This is a genomic window from Pseudomonas sp. RIT-PI-o (assembly GCF_001297215.1).
Taxonomy (GTDB): domain Bacteria; phylum Pseudomonadota; class Gammaproteobacteria; order Pseudomonadales; family Pseudomonadaceae; genus Aquipseudomonas; species Aquipseudomonas moraviensis_A.
Window position 1 is genome coordinate 86,582 of the sequence record NZ_LHPA01000021.1, and the last position, 22,925, is coordinate 109,506.

General features: G+C 56.3%; 19 protein-coding genes and 3 pseudogenes. 8 read left to right on the forward strand and 14 right to left on the reverse strand.

Annotated elements, in window-relative coordinates; translation table 11 throughout:
- Positions 1 to 33 precede the first annotated feature (33 nt).
- Positions 34 to 1,074 (reverse strand): annotated as a pseudogene (locus AEQ63_RS29290) (cache domain-containing protein); the annotation flags it as partial.
- 203 nt (positions 1,075 to 1,277) lie between these two features.
- On the opposite strand from AEQ63_RS29290, the gene AEQ63_RS11365 reads away from it, so the two are divergent.
- Complete coding sequence (locus tag AEQ63_RS11365; RefSeq protein ID WP_064363462.1) at positions 1,278 to 2,321, forward strand: LLM class flavin-dependent oxidoreductase; 1,044 nt, start codon at positions 1,278 to 1,280, stop codon at positions 2,319 to 2,321.
- 93 nt (positions 2,322 to 2,414) lie between these two features.
- On the opposite strand, the gene AEQ63_RS11370 is transcribed toward AEQ63_RS11365, so the two are convergent.
- From AEQ63_RS11370 to AEQ63_RS11395, 7 genes and pseudogenes are all read right to left on the reverse strand, one after another.
- Entirely contained in the window at positions 2,415 to 2,759 is a 345-nt protein-coding gene (locus AEQ63_RS11370; protein ID WP_064363463.1) for a hypothetical protein, read from the reverse strand.
- 141 nt (positions 2,760 to 2,900) lie between these two features.
- Positions 2,901 to 3,452 (reverse strand): hypothetical protein, encoded by a 552-nt coding sequence (locus AEQ63_RS11375; protein ID WP_064363464.1) that lies wholly within the window; start codon positions 3,450 to 3,452, stop codon positions 2,901 to 2,903.
- Between the two features lie 231 nt (positions 3,453 to 3,683).
- Positions 3,684 to 4,376 (reverse strand): transposase, encoded by a 693-nt coding sequence (locus AEQ63_RS27185; protein ID WP_082367795.1) that lies wholly within the window; start codon positions 4,374 to 4,376, stop codon positions 3,684 to 3,686.
- 68 nt (positions 4,377 to 4,444) lie between these two features.
- Complete coding sequence (locus AEQ63_RS11380; RefSeq protein ID WP_042606744.1) at positions 4,445 to 5,080, reverse strand: hypothetical protein; 636 nt, start codon at positions 5,078 to 5,080, stop codon at positions 4,445 to 4,447.
- Positions 5,081 to 5,185: 105 nt separating this feature from the next.
- Entirely contained in the window at positions 5,186 to 5,731 is a 546-nt protein-coding gene (locus AEQ63_RS11385) for a hypothetical protein (protein ID WP_236705257.1), read from the reverse strand.
- Positions 5,728 to 9,188: pseudogene (locus AEQ63_RS27190) on the reverse strand (DUF637 domain-containing protein). The gene AEQ63_RS11385 and the pseudogene AEQ63_RS27190 overlap by 4 nt, the downstream one beginning before the upstream one ends.
- Before the next feature lie 466 nt (positions 9,189 to 9,654).
- Entirely contained in the window at positions 9,655 to 10,200 is a 546-nt protein-coding gene (locus AEQ63_RS11395) for a hypothetical protein (RefSeq protein WP_064363691.1), read from the reverse strand.
- 83 nt (positions 10,201 to 10,283) lie between these two features.
- Here AEQ63_RS11395 and AEQ63_RS29090 point away from each other — a divergent pair, with 83 nt between their 5' ends.
- Together AEQ63_RS29090 and AEQ63_RS29095 are read left to right on the forward strand one after the other, a co-directional pair.
- On the forward strand, positions 10,284 to 10,586 hold the full coding sequence (locus tag AEQ63_RS29090) for a DUF4291 family protein (protein WP_252874698.1): 303 nt from the start codon (positions 10,284 to 10,286) through the stop codon (positions 10,584 to 10,586).
- The gene (locus AEQ63_RS29095; protein ID WP_252874699.1) at positions 10,583 to 10,774 is read left to right on the forward strand and encodes a DUF4291 family protein; all 192 of its coding nucleotides are present in this window, start codon (positions 10,583 to 10,585) and stop codon (positions 10,772 to 10,774) included. Before AEQ63_RS29090 ends, AEQ63_RS29095 begins: the two co-directional genes overlap by 4 nt.
- Positions 10,775 to 10,876: 102 nt before the next feature.
- Here AEQ63_RS29095 and AEQ63_RS11405 read toward each other — a convergent pair whose 3' ends face one another.
- The 3 genes and pseudogenes from AEQ63_RS11405 to AEQ63_RS27995 form a co-directional block, all read right to left on the reverse strand.
- Positions 10,877 to 11,371, reverse strand: coding sequence for a hypothetical protein (locus AEQ63_RS11405; protein ID WP_064363465.1), 495 nt, complete (start codon positions 11,369 to 11,371; stop codon positions 10,877 to 10,879).
- 136 nt (positions 11,372 to 11,507) lie between these two features.
- A complete protein-coding gene (locus tag AEQ63_RS11410; protein WP_064363466.1) occupies positions 11,508 to 11,744 on the reverse strand; it encodes a hypothetical protein in 237 nt (78 codons plus the stop codon).
- Positions 11,745 to 11,978: 234 nt separating this feature from the next.
- Positions 11,979 to 12,329 (reverse strand): annotated as a pseudogene (locus AEQ63_RS27995) (POTRA domain-containing protein); the annotation flags it as partial.
- A gap of 223 nt (positions 12,330 to 12,552) precedes the next feature.
- On the opposite strand from AEQ63_RS27995, the gene AEQ63_RS11420 reads away from it, so the two are divergent.
- Together AEQ63_RS11420 and AEQ63_RS11425 are read left to right on the forward strand one after the other, a co-directional pair.
- Complete coding sequence (locus AEQ63_RS11420; protein WP_064363468.1) at positions 12,553 to 13,371, forward strand: alpha/beta fold hydrolase; 819 nt, start codon at positions 12,553 to 12,555, stop codon at positions 13,369 to 13,371.
- A gap of 116 nt (positions 13,372 to 13,487) precedes the next feature.
- Positions 13,488 to 14,111: a glutathione S-transferase family protein gene (locus AEQ63_RS11425; protein ID WP_064363469.1), complete on the forward strand. Its 624-nt coding sequence runs from the start codon at positions 13,488 to 13,490 to the stop codon at positions 14,109 to 14,111.
- Positions 14,112 to 14,123: 12 nt separating this feature from the next.
- On the opposite strand, the gene ptrR is transcribed toward AEQ63_RS11425, so the two are convergent.
- A complete protein-coding gene (gene ptrR, locus AEQ63_RS11430; protein WP_064363692.1) occupies positions 14,124 to 15,002 on the reverse strand; it encodes a putrescine utilization regulator PtrR in 879 nt (292 codons plus the stop codon).
- A gap of 103 nt (positions 15,003 to 15,105) precedes the next feature.
- Here ptrR and AEQ63_RS11435 point away from each other — a divergent pair, with 103 nt between their 5' ends.
- The gene (locus AEQ63_RS11435; protein WP_064363470.1) at positions 15,106 to 16,497 is read left to right on the forward strand and encodes an aldehyde dehydrogenase family protein; all 1,392 of its coding nucleotides are present in this window, start codon (positions 15,106 to 15,108) and stop codon (positions 16,495 to 16,497) included.
- A 790-nt stretch (positions 16,498 to 17,287) separates the two neighbouring features.
- On the opposite strand, the gene AEQ63_RS11440 is transcribed toward AEQ63_RS11435, so the two are convergent.
- Positions 17,288 to 18,457 (reverse strand): DUF1624 domain-containing protein, encoded by a 1,170-nt coding sequence (locus AEQ63_RS11440; RefSeq protein ID WP_064363471.1) that lies wholly within the window; start codon positions 18,455 to 18,457, stop codon positions 17,288 to 17,290.
- Between the two features lie 182 nt (positions 18,458 to 18,639).
- Here AEQ63_RS11440 and AEQ63_RS11445 point away from each other — a divergent pair, with 182 nt between their 5' ends.
- Together AEQ63_RS11445 and AEQ63_RS11450 are read left to right on the forward strand one after the other, a co-directional pair.
- Positions 18,640 to 19,236 carry a paraquat-inducible protein A gene (locus tag AEQ63_RS11445; protein WP_042606737.1) on the forward strand — a complete coding sequence of 199 codons (597 nt, stop codon included), beginning with the start codon at positions 18,640 to 18,642 and terminating at the stop codon, positions 19,234 to 19,236.
- On the forward strand, positions 19,233 to 19,919 hold the full coding sequence (locus AEQ63_RS11450) for a paraquat-inducible protein A (protein ID WP_042606736.1): 687 nt from the start codon (positions 19,233 to 19,235) through the stop codon (positions 19,917 to 19,919). The genes AEQ63_RS11445 and AEQ63_RS11450 overlap by 4 nt, the downstream gene beginning before the upstream one ends.
- Here the strand turns inward: AEQ63_RS11450 and ydiJ are convergent.
- Positions 19,852 to 22,878, reverse strand: a complete 3,027-nt coding sequence (ydiJ, locus tag AEQ63_RS11455) for a D-2-hydroxyglutarate dehydrogenase YdiJ (protein ID WP_064363472.1) — start codon at positions 22,876 to 22,878, stop codon at positions 19,852 to 19,854. The two genes, AEQ63_RS11450 and ydiJ, sit on opposite strands and share 68 nt — an antisense overlap.
- Positions 22,879 to 22,925: the final 47 nt, after the last annotated feature.

Consider the following 22,925-nt stretch of genomic DNA (forward strand, 5'->3'; position numbering starts at 1 on the left):
CCAGCCGGCCAGTTGCGCGGTTTCGTCCTGCCCGCGTACTTCCAGTCGCGCAGTCAGATCGCCCTCGCCTTGAGCAATGCCTTCGAGACCGCTGGCGACACCACGAATCGGCTTGACCATCAGCCCGGCGAACCACGCGCCGACCATCGCAAACAGCAACGCGCAGATCACTGCGATAGCGCCGATCAGCCAGGTCAAACGAGTCGCCCCTGCCATCACTTCGCTCGCCTTCACCAAGGCGACAAACCGCCAGCCCAACGCCTGCGAGGGCCAGACCAGCGCCATGTAATCCTCGCCGGCCAATTGCACCTCGACCAGGCCTTTGCCGGCCTCGGCCAGTTGCTGATAACCGTCGCCGAGCTCGCTGAGTTTCTTGAAGTTGTGCGCCGGGTCGCTCGGGTCGACCAGCACGGTGTTGTTGGCTTCCATCAACATCAGATAACCGCTTTCACCGAGGCGGATCTGCTTGACCAGATCGGTCAATTGCTTGAGCGATACGTCGATGTTGACCACGCCGGCATTGCTGCCCAACTGGTTGTTGAAACTGCGCACGGTGCTCACCAGCACCACGTCATCCGCCGCCCAGTAATAGGCCTCGGTGCGCAGCGTTTTGCCAGGATTTGCCATCGCCGTTTTGTACCAGGGACGGGTGCGCGGATCGTAGTTCGCCAGTTGCGCATCGCCCGGCCAGAACAGATAACCGCCCTGCTCGGTGCCGAGTGACAGGTAGGTGTAAGCCGGATGCGCCTTGGCCAGACCGTCGAACAGCTTGAACAGCTGATTATCCTGCGGGCCCATTGGCACTTGCGCGGCGTCACTGCTCAGGTAGCGTTTGAGGCTGGCGTCGATGCTCTGCAGTTGCGGATGCTCGGCCAGGTAGGCAACGTTCTGGCTGATGCCCTCGAAAAACAGCTGCATGGCGTTTTCCACCTGACGCACTTCGCGCCCGGTGCTGTCGGTAAAGGTGTCGCGCGCGCCCTCGCGGACATTGAGGATGATCAGCGCTGCCACCAATAACACCGGCAGGCTGGCGATTACCGCAAACGCCAAAGTCAGTTTTTGTTTTATGTTCATTGCTTGCGCCTTCCTTGTTCGAAGTGTCGGTCAGAAATGTTTTGCGGATATTCCGTATTATGGTATACCAATATTCAATCAACCGAACAGCCGTCCTTGAAGGCGTGCTTGAATGGTGAGAAGACTCGCGAGCGCACAGCGTTCACGTCAGTTCGACAGGCCCGCACACGACCGGCCAATTACAAAAGACTCGAGGTAGCGTCATGAAATTTTCCCTGTTCGTACACATGGAACGCTGGGACGAAAGCGTCAGCCACCGCCAACTGTTCGAAGACTTGACCGAACTGACCCTGATGGCCGAGGCCGGCGGTTTCAGCACCGTGTGGATCGGCGAACACCACGCCATGGAATACACCATCTCCCCAAGCCCGATGCCGCTGCTGGCCTACCTCGCAGCGAAAACCACGACCATCCACCTCGGCGCCGGCACCATCATCGCGCCGTTCTGGCACCCACTGCGCGTCGCCGGTGAATGCGCCCTGCTCGACGTGATCAGCAACGGCCGCATGGAAGTCGGCCTCGCACGCGGCGCCTATCAAGTCGAATTCGACCGCATGGCCGGCGGCATGCCCGCCTCGAGCGGCGGCCAGGCCCTGCGCGAAATGGTCCCGGTGGTCCGCGCCCTGTGGCAAGGCGACTACGCCCACGACGGCGACATCTGGAAATTCCCCACCTCCACCAGCGTGCCGAAGCCGATCCAGAAGCCCAACCCACCCATGTGGATCGCCGCCCGCGACCCCGACTCGCACAACTTCGCCGTGGCCAATGGTTGCAACGTCATGGTCACGCCTTTGATGAAAGGCGACGAAGAAGTCCTCGACCTGAAAAACAAATTCCAGACCGCGCTGGACAACAACCCTGACGTGCCGCGCCCACAACTGATGGTGCTGCGCCACACCCACTTGCACACCGCCGACAACCCGGACGGCTGGAAAGTCGGCGCCAAAGCCATCTCACGTTTCTACCGCACCTTCGATGCCTGGTTTGGCAACAAGCAAACGCCAGTCAATGGCTTCCTAGCGCCGAGTCCGGAAGAGAAGTTCGCCGGGCGTCCGGAGTTTGAACTGGAAAGCCTGCACAAGACCGCGATGATTGGCACGCCGGAAGAGATCATCCCGCGGATCAAGTACTACCAGGAACTGGGGGTGGATGAGTTCAGTTTCTGGTGTGATAACAGCCTGCCGCATGAAGAGAAGAAGAAGTCGCTGGAGTTGTTTATCAAGCATGTGGTGCCGGCGTTTCGCTAAAGGTTTCGCAGGTTAAACCAAAACAAACGCCCCGCTTCAGACGGGGCGTTTTTTTGAAAACAGCATCGACTTGTGCAACCTAGCTTTCGCAGCCTATTCGCCGCTGCCATCCTCGCTGAGCACTTTGAAGGAGTGGAAGTTAAAGGCTATTTTTTCTTCTTCCTCATCAACCAGCTCATACCGGATACGATCCAGTCCGCCTTCAACTCTCGACACGCAAAGATCCATGAACTGTGTCAGGCCACCACCAAATCCCCGCACGTTCAAACCGCCCACGTTAAAAAATATGACCGCGATAGTCGCTGCTCCAGGATCCGAAGAATTCGCCAGCGTCATCAACAGGTTGTAACCGGTAAGTCCATCTTCAGAATCCAGGTGAAGACTTTCCACATAAACGTATTCACGCAGAAAGCTATTCAATGCTTTGAGATTGCTCAATGGTTGATCCTCGTGTGCTGGTCATTGACATCCTTGCGCGGTCCGTACTGGTAGGTATGAGTATGAGGGTCCGTATGAAAGGTATAACGCGAAGAGCGATTTATTTGTCCGACCTCACTTAAAGAAAAAATTATTCACAACCTATATCCTCTCAAAATAGGCATGAAACGCTGTAATTATTTTATCCAAGGTTTTATCGTGACCTTTAAGACTCTGAAACTCTGCAGAACTGATCAAGTTGCAGCTCAAATACTCAGAAAACTCACCAGAAGCATGCCGTGAATTGAAAGCCAGCACACCGTACTCTTCGCAAGCACTTTCAAACAAGAGCCAATCAAAACTCACATTACCCATGACTACCGGATAATTTACTGTGCCCTTGAAAAAATCTCGAAACCCCACGCTTAATTCCTCAACACCTTTCTGAATATTCTCCCCATCAAAAAGATAACAAATATTGGCCAGCGGCGCACTGAACAGGGCAAACGCGCGAGTCGAAAAAACTTTAAAGCTAGAACAGAGCAAATCATCGAGTACATCAACATTACTCAAAAGAGGCCTCTCAAAAAAATAAAACTCTAATCCTGAATCTCGAAAAACCATTTCGGGCAAATCTTTATTCAGTTCAAGACGACTTGATAACATCGCGGTTATCTGACGCAGTTCTTGATGTTCAAGTTTGGTGAGGCACATTCATTCACTCTCGAATCGGATTCTGACAATCGATTTGTTGATACCTGCAATGAAAAGGGACAGCACCTTGTCCCCTCAGTTTAGAAGAGAACAGTCCGCAATCACCCCCAACTATATCTCCAATCAACTCTCTGGCAAAATCGATATCTGACAAAAGGGGACGGTTCCCTTTTGTCCGCTTTTTTACGTTCGACACGAATAGGAGAAAACGGGGACAGACCACGTTTTCCACTAAATCGTCGGCTTTTTGGGCCGTCCCGGGCTCCCTCGCTGCACACGACGACCGATCATTGCCTCGACATCAACAGCAAACTTTGAACCGCCAAAAACATTATTTCCATTGGTCGCGTCACGAATCTGGTCAACCAATTCCGACTCTAAGTGATTTTTGAACAGTTCGCGGTAAGCTTCTGCCGGTTGCCCGCCCAGCCCTCCAAGCGCCAAATACTGAGCATGAGGGGTAACAATGTGTGATCGCTCTGATTGTGCGTTAACACGGTAACTTGACCAGCGATATTCTGCCGGATGATTTACTATTTTAGCTCTGACGGGATTCAATTCGATGTATCGATAACAACACAACAAATATCGTTCATTCTCAACAAGGCATGAACGATACCGGCCTTCCCACAAACACCCGCTGCGACTATACGTACGATTTATATATTGAGCGTATCTCTGACCGACACCTTTCATCAGCAGGCTTGCGCTGTTGGCATTATGAGGACTGACTAACAAATGAATGTGATTGGTCATTAAGCACCACGCATGAATATCACAGTCATTTTTAGAAGCCTGCTCGACCAAAAGCTCCAAATAAAAAAGGTAATCTTCCTCGGTAAAAAAACAGACAGATCTATTGTTTCCTCGCTGAATCAAGTGGAGTGGCACGCCTGGTATCAAAACTCGGGCTCTACGCGGCATCAATGAATCCTTTCAATTGGTCGAACTGAAAGCTTAGCGGGCCGAAAGGTAAACATGATGGCAAATTTTTACGTATTGTTGCAGTCAATTACATTAAACGTGGTCTGTCCCCATTTATCCAATAAAGCTCTGACAAAATCAGCATCAAACTCCATTATCAAACCAATGGCATCCTTGACTTTCCATCGGTGCAGTTCGGGATGTTCAACCATTGCGATCAAATGCTGCTTCAGCAGCGGGAGGTACTCTGAATACTTTTCACGATGCACGAAAGAATATATTTCCGATATTTCAAAAGGCCTCTCGTTGGCCAGAGCGATTATTTTTGAAAGCACATCATATACCTGACGCCTCGCTAATTCCTTTCCACTGACCTCAGCGGCATTCGCGAAATACATCGTCACTGCCATCAATATATGCCGATATGTATCATCGTACCCATGGAGTCTATGGGTATAAATACCCTCAATAATCTCTGGGCGCCGCATATATTCTTCCAGCACTATCAAGCCGTCATGGACGCCCCAACTGGTGAGAAGTTTAGAAGCCTGAAAACGCTCCATTTCATTCTCACAGTTGAGCAGCTGTCTCACTGCCGCCATTCTTTCTTGTGAAATGTCTTCTCGGTCAAGGTCACCCGCCTCCACAGCGTAATCGGCGTGTTCCGGAATACCATTGAGCAGTTCGTATGTTTTGGGATCCATCGCCTTCACCTACTTTCTAAACGTGGTCTGTCCCCATTTATCCATTTATCAACTTGCATTATCGAGTCATGAAGAAGCATCCGGATCGGCTTCCGTGCAAGCGCATCAAATTACACAAATGGCAGTAATCAGCTGCTGAGGTTCTTCTTCCAGCGGTACTCCCCAGCCTGAAACCTCAATCAAACCAAACTTTTCATCTGTTATAAACCAGCCTTCGCCCTTATCAAAGTCCAATGACGTGATTTTTTTCAACTCAGCAACATTGCTCCCCAATCTTATATTCGAAGTTAGCGATCCCTGGTAGACAAAAGCACTAGCCGCCTCACCGGGAAAACTAAAATCATAAACTTTAAGCGCGAAAACTTTGTTGCATTTCAGCATTATACTTAAAGCAGGAATACCAAACTTATTGGAATTGATAACACTATTATCATATAAATAAAATACATAACCACCTTCGCCCTTTCGATTATCGCACTTTGTCAACCTTAGGATTGGACCTTCTTCAAATTTATATAAGGTTTTTGCTTCGTCGATAGCATACATTGCCAGCCATGTTTCGAGATCAGGCGCCGCTAGCCCTAGCGGCACTCCAGCAAGTGATCTTCTAGGCAATATGGTTGCGACCCAAGATATAGAAACATTACTCATTTTGGTACCCACTTGTTGGTAGCCGGGTTAAATAGCACTTCTTGCCCCTGAGGGTTCATGAAAAGCGTATCTTTGTCATAAATCGGCTCGTTCGGCCCTTTAAACTGAGGTCGATACGTATCAGGATCAACCACTTTAACTGAAGTATTATCACTATACGTGATTCTATAGTACTCACCTATGTGCGTTGATTTATTGACGCTATCAACGGTAGACGGACTATATTGGATTTCCTTAATACCTGTTGCACTCCCACTGATCTCGTAAACTTGAGCATTACCTGACGTTTTGCTCTTAGTCGACAAAGTAGCGGTTGCTCCGTCCATTGTAAGTGACTGTTTAATATCGTCAATCGATCGTCCCCAAACGCTGGATGGATTACCAATCATATCCCGCGGAATGCCCGCCTGTCCTGCGAGATCCTCTTTCAAACCTACGCGGGAAATGGCAGACGTGGCAGGAGGTATATCTTCACTCGGCCCTTTCGTGGACGGTGAATTTGGGAGGGAAGACTCGGTGTTATCAGCAATGCCAGTCTTAGTCGTTCCTTTGCTACCGCCCGGTTTACCACCGCCCGCGACATCTGCGGCTACGCCTGCAGCATCTGCCCAAAACGCGGCGCTTTCACCATCACGCTGAACCACAATCTCTCTGATGATCGTGTTTTGCGCAGTTTGGTTATTCTCCGTAATGATCCAGCCTACGTTTGCAGCTGCACCTATATCCCCACTGAGCCTGAGCTGCTCTGCCAGTTCGCGAATTTTTGGCTGATCGGCTAGGAGCTGATCCGAAAGCTGCTTGCAGGCACTTAAGTTTTTCTGACAGAGGCTACCCAACTCCGCATTTCGCTGCTCATCCAGATTGGCATAACGCTCTCGCACTTCTGCTTTGCACGTCTCGGATGCGCATTTTGCCTGCTCATCCAACATTTCCACGATTTCGTGGTGCATAAGGTAGTTGTAATTAGTAGCGTCCTTCGCAATAGTCGCGCCCTCTTGAAGGTTACCGTCGCTTACGGCTGCCGCAGCGATACCCACCAGTTGGGAGGACATCGACAACAGGTTGCTGTCGTTCTTGACCAGCGTGGCCAACTGGGTAACCAGAGCCTCATTTGCACCCGCCGCCAATGCACCCGTTTTGAAATCGCCACCCGCAGCTTCAGTCAGCAACCCTCCAACAACCGCGTGCAATGCGATTTTTTCGAGACTGCCGTCTTTCCAGCCCTGTTTAGCAGCAAAATCGCCTACAGCATTGAATGCCGCCGCGTTCAGAGTACTCAACAGAGCGCCCGTCAACGCATTACCGAAATTCGCGTGCTGACCGAAAGTCGCGCCCAAAACAGTGGAAGTCGTGTTCTGCAGCAGCTGGTTACCTGCGAAACGGCCGATGCCTTCCAGACTGCTCAAGTCAGTCATGACTTGGCCGGTTATCGGATTTGTTGTGGTCTTGAGAATGCTGTCGAAGTAGCCCGCCGTCAGGCCAGCAGTTACTCCTGAAATAACATAGCCAGCCAGCGCATCAGAAGACGTTACATCTTTGAATACAGCGCCAAGGTTGCCACCGTTATTGATAAAACTGGTGGCGGCATTTGTCGCTGCTCCGGTGGCTACAGCAGCATAAGATGCCGCCCAGAACGTGCCCATCCCACTCATCGCCGTCAAAGCTGCCGGTCCAACAACCGCAGCCATAACGATCGCAATAATCATCTGCGAAGCCGGACCAAGCCCCGAGTTGTTGTACTTGAACGACTCGTGAATCTCTTTAACCAGACGCCAGTCGACGTCCCCACGGGCCTCGGCCTCTTTCAACCACGCCAACTGCGGGTCAGCCTTGACCATGCTGTCGATGGTCTGACTGACGGACTGCTGGTTCACATCCTTGATATCGATCTTCAAGCCATCGACGGCTTTGATGACGATGTTGCCCTTGGCAATCATTTGGGTCTGACGCAGGGTTTCGTCGGTGTTGCCCTTGCCCTTGGAGGACACCCACGCGGCGTTGTTGTCAGTCTTGGTATGGCTTTCGTTATGAAGGTCTTTTACCGCTTCAAACGTGATCGCCCCACCGCTATCGAGTGTGATGTTGTTGCCACTTTCGAGCTGGGCGACCTGATAAAGCTGATCGCCTCCGCTCTTGAGCGTCAGATCGCCGCCAGCCTTGATTTCCGAGCCGACATACTTGTTGTCGGTGACCTCGTCATGCTGCATTTTCAGCTTGCCGAAGCTGCCCTTTTTCTTCATGTCGTAAAGGGAGTAATCGGTGTCTTGCAGGGCCAGGAGCTGCAAGTTATCGCCGGCCACCAGATACGCTTCATCCCCCGCCGTCACCCGACTGGAAATCACACTCAGGTCTTTGCCCGCATCCAGCCGGACATCGCCGCCCGCCGTGATACCGGACATGACCTGAGTGACATGGTCCTCCTGGCGTTTCTCGTTCTTGTTTTTCGAGTTCGAATGTTCCTCGTCCGCCGCCGAGGTAATCACCAGATTTTCGGTCGCCTTCATCGACACATCGCGCTTGGCATCGATTTCGCTGGCGATGATGTTGATATCGCGTTTGGCGTCTGCCTTGAAGTCACGTCCGGCATCAATGTCAGCACCCAGTTGAGTGACATCGCTGGCACTTGCCCTCGACCCGAGTGACACGCTGTCGTTGACCTGTACTGAGGCGACATTGACGTCGCGCCCGGCATTCAAAGTCATGTCCTGGCCGCTTTTCAGAACACCGCCAATAACGTTGATGTCCTTCGCCGCTTTGACGGTCAGGTCGTTGACGGCTTCGATGCGTGCGGCGTTATCGGCGTAATCCTTATGCTGGGTAACTGACCCGTACTGGTCGTCCATCGAGGTGATGGTTCGTTCGTTGATCACATCGCCCGTGCGCGTGGTCAGGCTGACGTCCTTGCCGGCAATGATGCCGCCGGCCTTGTTGACGATGTTGTTGGTGGCCAGCAAGTCCAGACGATTACCCGCCTCGATTGAGCCGCTGTTGACCAAGTCTTTGCCGGCTGTGGCGGACAGGTTATTCGTCGCTTTCAACGTACCGACGTTATCGAGGTTTTCACCAGCAATCAGCGTCACGTCGTTACCGGCAATCAGCGCCCGGTCGGGCCGAGACGGCCATTGGCTTGCGCCAGATAAACCACCGGCACCAGCACTTTCTCGCCATTCACTTCGTGTTCTTCGAGCCAGACGATGTCGTGGGTCAGCGCCGCGACTTGCTGCGATGTAAGGCCGACGCCGACCGACAGGTTGAGTGCGTCCTTGCTGGCGATGGCGTTGTTCATCAGGTACTTGAACATGCCCTCGTTGGAGGTCTGGCCGTCTAGGAACGCCTGGCCGGTGCGTGCGGTGACGGCTTGCTGGATCAGGCGTTGTTCGTAGAGGCCATCGCCGAGACGCTTGGCGCTCTGGTCGGGGTCGAAGCCAAGTTTGTCGAGCAGGTAATCGGAGCTCATGAACGACTTGATGTCGGTGAGTGCCGGGTTGGTTTCGATCAGGTATTTGTGCGGATTGGACGGTGCTTTGGTGTCAGGTAGTCCAGTAACACGGGCGACCGGACGGGTGTCGATCGACTCTTTCATGTCGTTGCCGCGACTTGCCATGCCCGAGCCGGTGGCGTCCTCTGGTACCTTGACATCGACCGTACTGGCAACCGCCTGAACCATGCTTGGGGTGCGGTGGAAAGTGTCAACGGCGCGCGTGCTGTCAGACACCGCTGCCGGGGCATCGATGAACAGATTGCGCGGCCCGCCACTGGTCGCTGCGACCAGATGGTCCTGGGCATTTACCGCAACATTACCGACTGTCCAGGTCAGAGCCGGTGCGGTGTTGCTGGCTGCAAAGGAAACGGGAACAGAGCACGTTTTGGAGTGCCTTCTAAACGTGGTTTGTCCCCATTTACCCGATTTAATTTCAAATGCCTCAGCCTCCGATAAGGCGACGTTGACCCGGCTGGGTGACATCGTAAACATGCTGCTCGCAACCTTGCCCGGCAAACTGAAACTCCACCAGGTAGACCGTGCTTCGCTCCGGCGTAAAAGTGCTGTTCAGCGGCCCGCAGCTATAAGTATTGCCGGTGCCCATGCTGTTGGAACGCCCCGACACCTCGAAGGGTTCGTCGGCATTGGCTTGCGTTTCCAACTGAGGGAAGTGCTTGAACGTGGCGCTATTGGCCGCTTCGCTGAGTTTGGCGATCCAGCCGAATACCTTGCCCCGCCCGGAATCCACCACGGTACCCAGCACTTCCATTCGTTGATCGGGATCTGAAGCCCGGCGAACCGAGAACTCGACAGGGTTTGTGTAACCTGTGGCTTTCATGATTACTTTGGCGTGTTGCGTATCTGGCGTGACAGTTCTTTGTTGTAGTTGCAAGCCGTTTTTCAGGAGGCTGGGGGAAGAATCTCTGACGTTGGAATGGCAGCCGGTTAACGTGAGAATAAAAGACAGCAGCAGTCGAGACAGTTTCATGTATGAAGGCCCTCCGAGGGATGTGTAGTAACAAAAGCCAAACGCCAGGACGCCGACCATTTACGCGTCATTAAGCTTAGGGTATGAAAATGGTGAATCAGCTAGCGAGTTCAAATGCCACACCAATCCGCCAGATTCGCGGCTTATACGATGCGAACACCATCCGTGTTTACCAAGCTTATTCTGATGTCATTGCCGATGCCGCGCTAAGTCACGGCACCTTTGTTTCCCCGCCTTTCAAAATGGAACGGATGACATGGATAAAGCCATCCTTCCTGTGGATGATGCATCGGTCGGGATGGGGCTTGAAGGACACAAGACAGTCTCGAATTCTGGCCATCGATATTTCACGAGATGGGTTTGAATGGGCACGGAAGATTCCATGAGTGAGGAAGAATGGCTAAAACTGAAAAAGCAGACACCTGTCCGAATTCAGTGGGACCCAGATCGAGACGAACATCTCAAAGCTCAGATAAGCCGTGCCATTCAGATAGGCCTGAGCGCAAAAGCCGTCGAGCTCTATGTCAACGACATGGATCCAGAACATAAGCGATGTCACTCCACTTGCTCATGACATTCACGAGTTGCTGCTAAAGGGCGAGATTGAAAAAGCCAAAGAGCTCATCCCAATCGAATAATCCTATAATGCAGCAACTAGTGACTTGTAACCTACACCTTACTTTTTCATGGAATTTAGCAATCGCACTGCAAGTTCTGACATTTCAGGAACGTCGACCTCCATCAACAACTGCAGTTTTTCCCGTGCATCGTCCGTCCCTATTTCATATAGCGCGTAAATGCACTTAACTCCAAGCGCGTAATCGGAAGCGATGTACTGATGGTGAATTAGTGCTGCTTTAAATAAATAATCAACCGCGCCAGGGTATTTAAACACCTTCAATTCCCTAGCGATATTTTCATGACTGGTGTGCCAATCCTGAATTAACAGACGGCACAAAATATCGGCACAATCCTGTGCAATTCCAAAAACAGAACCGAATATCAGCAGACATTCAACATTATCAGAATCTTTAATTTCGAGCGCAACTTCCAACTCACGACGGAGATATCCATCAGGAATTTCGCCCCCAAAAAATATCTCAACCAATCTTTCCTTGGAAGTTTTTTTTGACACCAAATCGATAATCAGATCCTGCTGCTCATGATTCATCGTTTAGCCTCCAATCGGAAAAGTCTGGCGAAAGCTCTGCGTGATGAGGTACATCATCAAGCGCAGAGCCTGGAGTGGATTTGTGAGCATCCCTCAGGGTCTGTCCACATTTATCCCATCTCCTATCTATCCCCTCTCAAGAAGCCCACTGGGTTTTCTCGGGAAACTCGCCTTTTACAAAGAGCCGAGCGAGCTTCATACCGGCTCTCTCCGACCATTTTCCGCTTACATCCAACGGGCACTCCTTTATGACGCTTATAGTTTCCTTTATTTTATCTAGCCGTATCAGACCTACATCGCCGCCCCGACCAAACGTATATTCAACATAATCTTCAGTCTCTATAACCTTGTCCATCTCTATATAAATAGCCACGTACACCTCTCAATCTAGCGGGCTTGGATAACGTATCTGTGTTTTATCATGAGAAACGCCATAATCCTGTCTAAATATACCCTCGAATCTGGACTCGAAATACTCATGCTTGAACAGCTGGATATCTTCCTGCTTAAAAGTACCACTTTGAAATCTCGACCAGGTTTCTGCGATGCCAGCATCAGGATCAAAACGACCTACACTTCCATCACGCATAGTATGTTCGTTGAAGAAAAGGACTTTAAGCAGCTCGTTGAGCTGCGGCACGCCGAGGCATTCGCCGATATAGGGTTCGAGCAGACGCGCCTTTTCGCGCTCGGACAGGCTGTCGGCGCCTTTGAGCTCAATGTCCTTGATGGTGAAACAGCGACTATCGGCGGGGGTCGTCGGTTGCGCTGGTCTGGCGTCTTTGCCGGGCAGGTCCTTGAGTTCTTCGAGACGCCGTTGCTGCTCTTCGAGCAAACGGTTCTGACGTTCGCGGATCAGGTCGGTTTCGCCGGGGGTGGGCGCAGCCCAAGCGGATTCAAGCGGAGAAAGGCAGAGCAAAGCCAAGCACAACCGCGCCGTGAAGGCGGGTGAAAACATCTTCGATCCCTCGACACAAAAAGTGACATCAAAATAGTGGCGCGATATTAGATAGCCATCATTTTGGCGTCAAACTTATGTTTGCACCGTTCATCAGGGTTCGTCGCGTTTTCATACGTGTGAAACCAGCACCTGCGTACAAGTGACTTTCGCATTTTGCGCGGATAGTGGCCGTTGCCCATTCGGCATCTATTCTTGCCACACACGATCACAAGGAGTTTGCATGAGCACCTTCAAGACCCAAGACGGCACCGAGATCTATTACAAGGACTGGGGCAGCGGCAAGCCCGTGCTGTTCAGCCACGGCTGGCCGCTGGATGCCGACATGTGGGAATACCAGATGGAATACCTGAGCAGTCGCGGCTACCGCACTATCGCGTTCGACCGCCGTGGTTTCGGTCGCTCGGATCAGCCGTGGACCGGCTACGACTACGACACCTTCGCTGATGACATCGCCGGCCTGATCAACCATCTGGATCTGCGCGACGTGACCCTGGTCGGCTTTTCCATGGGTGGCGGCGACGTCAGCCGTTACATCGCCCGGCATGGCAGCGAGCGCGTTGCCGGTCTGGTATTGCTGGGTGCGGTCACGCCGCTGTTCGGCAAGAAAGCCGACTTCGCCGATGGCGTCGACAAATCGGTATTCGACGGCATCAAGGCTGGCCTGCTGAAGGATCGCGCGCAGTTCATCGCTGACTTCAACACGCCGTTTTACGGCATCAATCAGGGCCAGAAAATCTCTGACGGCGTGCTCACGCAAACTCTGAACATTGCGCTGCTGGCGTCGCTCAAGGGCACAGTCGACTGCGTAACCGCGTTCTCGGAAACCGACTTCCGCCCGGACATGGCCAAGATCGACGTGCCGACTCTGGTGATCCATGGCGATGGCGACCAGATCGTGCCGTTCGAAATCACCGGCAAGCAGGCCGCCGCGCAAATCAAGGACGCTGAGTTGAAGGTCTACGCAGGTGCGCCGCACGGGTTTGCCGTGACCCATGCGCAGGCGTTGAATGAGGATCTGCTGGCGTTCCTCAACCGCTGATTTCCGCTGGGCACAAGCGGCCGGTAAATGCTTATCCACCAAGGCCCGCGCAATGCGGGCCCTGTGTTTTGCGCTATGGTATTTTTCTGCGTCCGACACCAGGAGAAGGAAATCCCATGCTGCGAATTCTCGGCAAAGCCTCATCGATCAATGTGCGCAAAGTCCTGTGGACCTGCGCCGAACTGGACATCCCGTTCGAGCGTGAAGACTGGGGGTCGGGTTTCAAGTCGCCGAACACTCCGGAGTTTCTCGCGCTCAACCCCTGCGCCATGGTGCCGGTGATTCAGGACGGCGATTTCACCCTGTGGGAATCCAACACGATCATTCGGTATCTGGCGACGCGCTATGGCGGCGCGAATTTGTATCCCGCCGAGCCGATCGCCCGGGCGCGGGTCGATCAGTGGATCGACTGGCAGGCCTCGGAGCTGAATCGCTCATGGTCGTACCCGCTGATGGCGCTGGTGCGCAAGTCGACGGATTATCAGGACCGCGACGCCCTGGCCGCTGGCTGCCGGGACTGGACGCGGAACATGCAAATCCTCGATCGCCAACTGCACAAGACCGGTGCTTACGTCAGTGGCGAGCAGTTTTCCCTGGCGGATATCCCGATCGGGCTGTCGGTCAATCGCTGGTTCGAAACGCCGCTCGATCACGGGGACCTGGCTGCGGTGCGCGCCTACTACGATCGCTTGAATCAGCACGACGGTTATCGTTTGTACGGGCGCAACGGCACGCCGTAACCACGCCTGCGCTCAGCCCTGTTCACTCACCACGCCACGCTCCTCAAGCAACCGCACGAACATGCTCAGACTGCGCGACACCGTGCCCCGACGCCACACCAGCCAGGTAGTCAGATAGCGAAAATCCGCCGTCAGCGGCCAGACGCTGACCGTCGCGCTGCCGGGCATGCTCTGCAGCATTTTACGTGGCATCAACGCCAGGCCAGCACCGGCACTGACGCAGGCGAGCATGCCGTGGTAGGACTCCATTTCGAAAATCTTGCCGGGCACGGCGGCGTCAGTGCTGAACCATTTTTCGAAATGGTGACGGTAGGAACAGTTGGAACGAAAAGCGTAGATATTTTCGCCATTCACGTCCGCCGCACGCTCGACCGGTGAATGATTGAGCGGCGCGATGATGACCATTTCCTCCTCGAACGCCGGCACGCCTTCCAGGGCCGGATGCAGTACCGGGCCGTCGACAAATGCAGCGGCAAGACGCCCGGACAGCACGCCGTCGATCATCGTCCCCGATGGCCCGGTCGAGAGGTCGAGGTCGACCTTCGGATGCTGCTGGTTGTACGCCGCCAGCAGTTCAGGAATGCGCACTGCAGCAGTACTTTCCAGCGAGCCCAAAGGAAATGCGCCTTGGGGCTCCTCCCCCGCCACAGTGGCCCGGGCTTCCTGCACCAGATCGAGAATGCGCCGCGTGTATTCGAGAAAACTCCACCCGGCCGGCGACAAACGCAGACGGCTTTTCTCGCGGATGAACAGATCGACACCGAGATCCTGCTCCAGCTGTTTGATCCGCGTGGTCAGGTTCGACGGCACGCGGTGAATCTGCGTGGCGGCGGCGCTGATGCTGCCGTGCTCGGCCACGGCCTTGAAGATTTCCAGTTGCACCAGATCCACGGTCATTCTCCAAACGTGAAGGAAACGATCTTTATTATTCAGTTTCCAGAAAACAAACACCACCCTACTCTTGGCCCATCCGACGAACATGAAGGACAACGCCATGAGCCAGATTTCCAGCCAGACCCACGCCATCTCGATCAACCCCGCCACCGGCGAGCAGATCGGTCACTACGCGTTTGAATCCGCCGCTGCCCTCGATGCAGCACTGACCCGCGCCGCTTACGGCTTCGGCAAGTGGAAGCGCAAGCCGCTGCAGGATCGCTCAAGCCTGCTGACCGCTCTGGCCGGCGCGCTGCGTGAAACCTCAGAAGCGATGGCGACGATGATCACCCAGGAAATGGGCAAGCCGATCACTCAGGCCCGTGGCGAAATCGAGAAATGCGCCAAGCTCTGCGAGTGGTACGCCGAACACGGCCCGGCCATGCTCGATGCTGAGGCCACACAAGTTGAAGGCGGCAAGGCGCGCATCGAGTATCGCCCGCTGGGGCCCATTCTGGCGGTGATGCCGTGGAACTTCCCGATCTGGCAGGTGCTGCGCGGCGCGGTGCCGACGCTGCTTGCCGGCAACACCTACGTGCTCAAGCATGCGCCGAACGTGATGGGCAGCGCTTATCTGCTGCGCGATGCGTTCGTCCGCGCCGGTTTCCCCGACGGCGTGTTCGAAGTGCTCAACGTCACCCCGGAAGGCGTTTCCACCGCCATCGCCGATCCGCGCATCGCCGCCGTGACGCTGACCGGCAGCGTCCGCGCCGGCATGGCCATCGGTGCTCAGGCCGGTGCAGCGTTGAAGAAGTGCGTGCTGGAGCTCGGCGGTTCCGATCCATTCATTGTGCTTAATGACGCCGATCTGGATGAAGCCGTGCATGCGGCGGTAGTCGGTCGTTATCAGAACTCCGGGCAGGTCTGCGCGGCTGCCAAGCGCCTGATCATCGAACAAGGAGTGGTCGAGGAATTCACGCGTAAGTTCGTTGAAGCTACACGCCAGTTGAAAATGGGCGATCCGCTGAACGCCGACACTTACATCGGGCCGATGGCGCGTTTCGATCTGCGTGACGAACTCGATCAGCAAGTGCGCGACACCCTTGAAGAAGGCGCGACGCTGTTGCTCGGTGGCAGAAAGGCCGAAGGCGCCGGCAACTACTATGAGCCGACGGTTCTGGCCGATGTCACTGACCGCATGACTTCGTTCAAACAGGAACTGTTCGGCCCGGTCGCCTCGATCATCACCGCCCGCGATTGCGCGCACGCCGTGGCTCTGGCCAACGACAGCGATTTTGGCCTGACCGCGACGATCTACACCGCCAACGTGGCGCTGGCCCAGCAACTGACCAGCGAACTGGAAACCGGCGGCGTGTTCATCAACGGCTACTCCGCCAGCGACCCGCGCGTGACCTTCGGCGGCGTGAAGAAGAGCGGCTTCGGTCGTGAGCTCTCGCACTTTGGCGTACGGGAATTCTGCAACGCGCAGACCGTGTGGCTGGATCGCAAATAAGCCAATCACGGTAGCAATTGTGGGAGCGAGCCTGCTCGCGAAAGCATTCTGTCAGTCGCCGAAAGTATTGACTGGCACGCCCTCTTCGCGAGCAGGCTCACTCCCACAGGGGCACGGCGGCGTATGTGAGTCGGGGCGCAACACCCTTCCACTGTGGGAGCGAGCCTGCTCGCGAAAGCAGTCTGTCAGTCGCCGAAAGTATTGACTGGCACACCCTCTTCGCGAGCAAGCTCACTCCCACAGGGGCACGGCGGCGTATGTAATGTGGGGCGCAACACCCTTCCATTGTGGGAGCGAGCCTGCTCGCGAAAGCATTCTGTCAGTCACCGAATGTATTGACTGACACCACCTCTTCGCGAGCAGGCTCGCTCCCACAGGGGCACGGCGGCGCAGGTGAGTCGGGGCGCAACACCTTCCATTGTGCGAGCGAGCCTGCTCGCGAAAGCATTCTGTCAGTCACCGAATGTATTGACTGACACCACCTCTTCGCGAGCAGGCTCACTCCCACAGGGGCACGGCGGCGCAGGTGAGTCGGGGCGCAACACCTTCCATTGTGCGAGCGAGCTTGCTCGCGAAAGCATTCTGTCAGTCGCCGAGAAAGTATTGACTGGCACGCCCTCTTCGCGAGCAGGCTCACTCCCACAGGGGGACGGCGGTGTAGGTGATGTGGGGCGCAACACCCTTCCATTGTGGGAGCGAGCCTGCTCGCGAAAGCATTCTGTCAGTCACCGAATGTATTGACTGACACCACCTCTTCGCGAGTAGGCTCGCTCCCACAAGTCCGCGCAAGTTACAGATATTTCAACCAGCTGATGTCCCGGCGCCGCGCTTTCAGTTGCGAAAACCAGCGCACTGCCGGGTACAACACCACGGCAAGGACCACCGCTGCCAGCCACACAGCCGCCACCGTCGAAAAGCCGAAATAGCTGCCCTGATTCAGGCCGAACAGCGCCACGCCAATCAGGTACAACACTTTCAACACGTACAGATGCAGCAGATAGAAAAACATCGGCGCCGAGCCGAATACGGTCAGCCAGCCAATCCAGCGGCGACTCTGCACGCGCTCGAAGGCGAGCAGCAGCAACAGGCCGGAGCTAACGGTCAATGCGATGAACAGCAGTGACGGCGGGTACTTGGTGATGTTGAAAAAGCTCATCAGCGTCTGCACCAGCGAATCGCTGACCGCCCACGGTTTCTCGCCGTAGCCGTTGATCAAGCGCAGTGCCGCAAACCCCAGCAACCCACCGACTCCGGCAAGCAGCAAACGACGCTGACGCACCGCCGCATCCATACTTCGGGCAAACCACGGGCCCAGCGCGTACCCCAAGCCGATCACACCGATCCACGGCAGCAGCGGGTACGAGGTACGCAAGCGCAGGGTGTCGCTGATCTCGATCCAGCCTCGATCATGCAGAATCGCCCAAGGCACATGCAGCGCCGAATCCACTGGGAAGTGCAGCGTATCAAGCAAGTTGTGCCCGGCGATGATCGCCAGGCTCAGCGTCAGCAACACCGCGCGCGGCAACCAGACCAGCAGCGCCAGCGCGATCATGCTCAGGCCGATCGCCCAGATCACTTGCAGGTAGATCACGCTGGGCGGTAACTGGAACGTCCAGGCGAAGTTGACGAGAGTGAATTCCAGCACCACCAGAAATAATCCGCGCTTGAACAGAAACGCGCTGACATCGGCTTTGCCGGCGTATTTTTCACCGTACAGCCAGGCCGACAATCCGGTCAGCAAGACAAACACCGGCGCACACAAATGCGCCAGCGTGCGGCTGAAAAACAGCGCCGGCTCGGTGCTGGCGATGTCCATCGGGTCAGCCACCTGGCGGTGCAGCAGGAAGGTTTCGCGGACGTGATCGAGCAGCATGAACAGGATCACCAAGCCTCGGAGCGCATCAATGGAGAGCAGCCGGCCAGTCGTCAATGGGGCAGAACGGGGAAGCACAGGGGTCATGGATCTTTCGCAATCGAGAGGGATAACACCGGACGGCCGCACCGCCGCCCGCAAATTCGCGTTACCTTATAACATCAAAAAAGCAAAACCCAAACATCTCAGGATCAAGGTTGCCCATCGGCCGTGGCCTTCTATAGTGAACAGGTCTGCCCTGCCGTCGCGGCCTTCCTCGAGCGTTGTCCATGGTCAACACCGAACACCTGATCATCTGCGAGCACTGTGATTGTGTGTACGAGAAAGTCGTGCTCGCCAAGCACCAGAAAACCCTATGCGTGCGCTGCGGTGGCGTGCTGCAGCGCTTCAACGGCCTGACCATCGAGCAGCGTCTGGCGTTGACGTTCACGGCGGCGATGCTGTGGCTGTTCGCCAATTTCTACCCGGTGATGAGCATCAGCCTCAAAGGCATGAAAAACAGCGCGACGCTGTGGGATTCGGTGCTGGCGCTGAGCCAGGGGCCGATCACGTTTATCGCCATGGTCGCGGCGATTGCGATCATCATCGCCCCGGCCTTTCAGCTGGTGCTGCTGGTCTGGGTGCTGGGTTTTGCCCTCGGCCTGCGTCGGGCACCGGGGTTCAATCTGTGCATGCGCTGGCTGGAAACCCTGCGCCCGTGGAGCATGCTTGAAGTGTGTCTGCTGGGGGCGATGGTCGCAGTGTTCAAACTCGCCGGCCTGCTCGATGTGCTGCCCGGGATCGGCCTGTTCGCCCTGGCGGTGCTGAGCCTGATGATGATCCGCATCGCCGGCCGGGACATCCGCGAACTGTGGGACATTTTATGAAGCGTCCGCCGACCGCCAGCGAACTCAACCTGTGCCTGTGCCACAGCTGTGGCCTGGCCTGCGATATGACCGACGAGCCACACGAGTGCCCGCGCTGCGATGCGCCGTTGCATCGGCGCAAGACCAATTCGCTGGCGCGCACCTGGGCGTACATGCTCGCCGCGCTGGCCTTTTATGTTCCCGCCAATCTGCTCCCGGTGATGAACACGGTGATGCTCGGCAACGGTGCCGACAGCACGATCATGAGCGGCGTGCTGGAGTTCTGGGAAGCCGGGGCGTGGGACATTGCCTTGATCATTTTCATCGCCAGCATCGCGGTGCCGGGGATCAAATTCGTCGCCCTGACCCTGCTGCTGATCACCGTCCAGCGAAACAGCGATTGGGCGCGCAGGGAACGTTCGAAGTTATATCGCTTCGTCGAGCTGATCGGTTACTGGTCGATGCTCGACGTGCTGGTGGTCGCGCTGGTCGCGGCGCTGGTGAAATTCCAGGCGCTGGGCGATATCGAGCCACGACCGGGTATCCTGTTCTTCGGCCTGGTCGTGGTGTTCACCATGCTCGCGGCGATGAGTTTCGACCCGCGCCTGATCTGGGACCAGGACACCAGCGACATGATCAGCGACGCAGAGCCTCCAGCAACACCTGCAACGGATGGCGCAGCGCCCGATCCGACTGGCGCTTGACCTGGCTGCGGCAGGAATAGCCGGTCGCCAACGCCTCGCCCTGCTCCGCCGGCGCCTGCACCTGACGCGCCCACGACTGCTCGTAAATCAACGCCGACGTCTGGCGATTGCGTGCCTCGTGGCCGTAGGTGCCGGACATGCCGCAGCAACCGGTGGCTTGCGTCGCCAACTGCAAACCGGCACGTTCGAAAACCTGTTCCCACTGCCGGGTCGCGGCCGGCGCGTTGGTCTTCTCCGTGCAATGGGCGAGCAGGCGGAACGCTTTGGCCTGAGTCTTAGGCGTCTGCTCCGGCATGACTTCGAGCAACCATTCCTGCACCAGAGCCACTTGCGGACAGGCCTGCAGGCCCGGGACTTTCAAGTACTCCTGACGGTAGACCAGGGTCATCGCCGGATCGAGCCCCAGCAGCGGCACGCCAGTCTGCGCCAGCGCCTGCAATTGCTCAGCGTTGCGCAACGCCGCCCGATTGAACGCCGAAAGAAAGCCCTGCACATGCAGCGGTTTGCCGTTGGCGCTGAACGGTGCCAGATACACCTGATAACCCAGGCGCGAAATCAGCTCGACCAGATCCGCCAACAACGGCGCTTCGAAGTAGCGTGTGAAGGCGTCCTGCACGATGACCACGCTGCGTTCGCGTTGCTCCGGCGTGAGCGTCGACAGTGTCGCAACCGTCGCTGGCTGCACCTGCCAACGACGCATCGCCGCGTGGAAATCGAAACGGCTGAGCAACGGCACATCGACCATGCCGCCGATACGCGCCAGTGCGCCACGCACCCGGCCAGCGCCCATCAAACCGTTATACAGCGCCGGAATTCGCGCCATGTACGGGATCGTATATTCCAGCGAAGCAATCAGATAATCCCGCGCCGGACGCAGGTAACGGCTGTGATACAGCTCAAGAAAGCGCGAGCGGAATTCCGGCACGTTGACCTTGACCGGGCATTGCCCCGCGCAGGATTTACAGGCCAGGCAACCGGCCATGGCGTCATACACCTCATGGGAAAAGTCCGCCGACGGGTCGCGACTGTTACGCCAGCGCTGCCACAACGTGCGGAAGAACGCCGGTTGGCGAATCGCATCCGAAAGCACATCAACACCCGCCTCTCCCTGCAACCGCAACCATTCGCGAATCAGCGAGGCGCGGCCCTTGGGTGACTGCGCGCGCTCGCGGGTGGCTTTCCACGACGGGCACATGGCGTCATCGGGATCGAAGTTGTAGCAGGCGCCATTGCCGTTGCAATGCATGGCGGCACCGTAGCTCTGCCAGACCTTCTCGTCGATCTGCCGATCCAGTTCGCCACGCAGGGTCACTTCATCGATCTTCAGCAGCGCCGCGCCGCTGTTGGCAGGCGTGGCGATCTTGCCCGGGTTGAACTGGTTGAACGGGTCGAACGCTGCTTTCAAGGCTTGCAGCGCCGGATACAGTTCGCCAAAGAATGCCGGCGCGTACTCCGAACGCAGGCCCTTGCCATGTTCGCCCCAGAGCAGGCCGCCGTAGCGCTGGGTCAATGCCGCGACACCATCGGACACCGGGCGCACCAGCGCCGCTTGCTGCGGGTCTTTCATGTCGAGGATCGGCCGCACGTGCAACACACCGGCGTCGACATGGCCAAACATACCGTACTGCAAACCGTGGCTATCGAGCAGGTCGCGCAGTTCGGCGATGTATTCGGCCAAGTGCTGCGGCGGCACGGCGGTGTCCTCGACGAAGGGCTGCGGGCGGGCTTCACCGGCGACGTTGCCGAGCAGGCCCACCGCACGTTTGCGCATGCCGTAGACCTTGTTCACCGCTGCCTGACCGACCGCCAGCGTGTGGCCCAAGCGCTCCACGGTGCGATCATTTTTCAGGTGTTCGACGAACACTTCGACGCGACGCTGCAAATCTTCGGGGTCGTCGCCGCAGAACTCGACAAGGTTGATCCCCAAAGTCGGGCGCTCAGCGTTTTCGGGAAAATACTCGGCAACACCGTGCCAGACGATGTCCTGCATCGCCAGCAACAAGACCTTGGAATCGACGGTTTCAATCGACAACGGCTTGAGCGCCATCAACGCCCGCGCATCGCGCAGTGCATCCATGAACCCGGCGTAGCGGATATTGACCAGCATCGTATGTTTGGGGATCGGCAGCACGTTGAGACGCGCTTCGACAACGAAGCCCAGCGAGCCTTCCGCGCCACAGAGTACGCTGTTGAGATTGAAGCGCCCGTCGGCCTCGCGCAGGTGCGCCAGGTCATAACCGGTCAGGCAACGGTTGAGATCGGGGAAGCGTGCCTTGATCAGCTCGCCCTGCTCATCAATGATCTGCCGTGCACAACGATGGACTTCGCCGACCCGATCATTGCGAGCGCACTGCCTTTCAAGCTCATCCTCCGTCAGTGCCAGACCGTGCAGACGCTCGCCGCCGCGCAGGATCATCTCAAGTTCCAGCACATGGTCGCGGGTCTTGCCGTAGGTGCAACTGCCCTGGCCACTGGCGTCGGTATTGATCATGCCGCCGACCGTGGCGCGGTTCGAGGTCGACAATTCCGGGGCGAAAAACAACCCGGCGGATTTCAACGCGGCGTTGAGCTGATCCTTGACCACCCCGGCCTGCACCCGCACCCAGCGCTGTTCGACGTTGATTTCCAGGATGCGGTTCATGTGCCGCGACAGGTCGACGACGATGCCGTCCGTCAGCGACTGGCCGTTGGTGCCGGTGCCGCCGCCACGCGGGGTGATCACTACGTTCTCGTAGGCGGGCTCGGCAATCAGCCGTGCTACCCGCGCCACATCGCCCGCATCCAGCGGAAACACCGCCGCTTGCGGCAGGCGCTGGTAGATCGAGTTATCGGTAGCGAGCACCACGCGGCTGGCGTAATCGGCGCTGATTTCACCGCGAAAGCCGCTGTCTTTCAGGGCCGCGAGGAATTGTTGGTAATCGCCGGTCAGGGCTTTGGCGGGCGACAGCTGGGCAATCATCGGTCAGGTCATCTCGGTCAAATCGGGCTGTGTGGCGGTGAACAGTT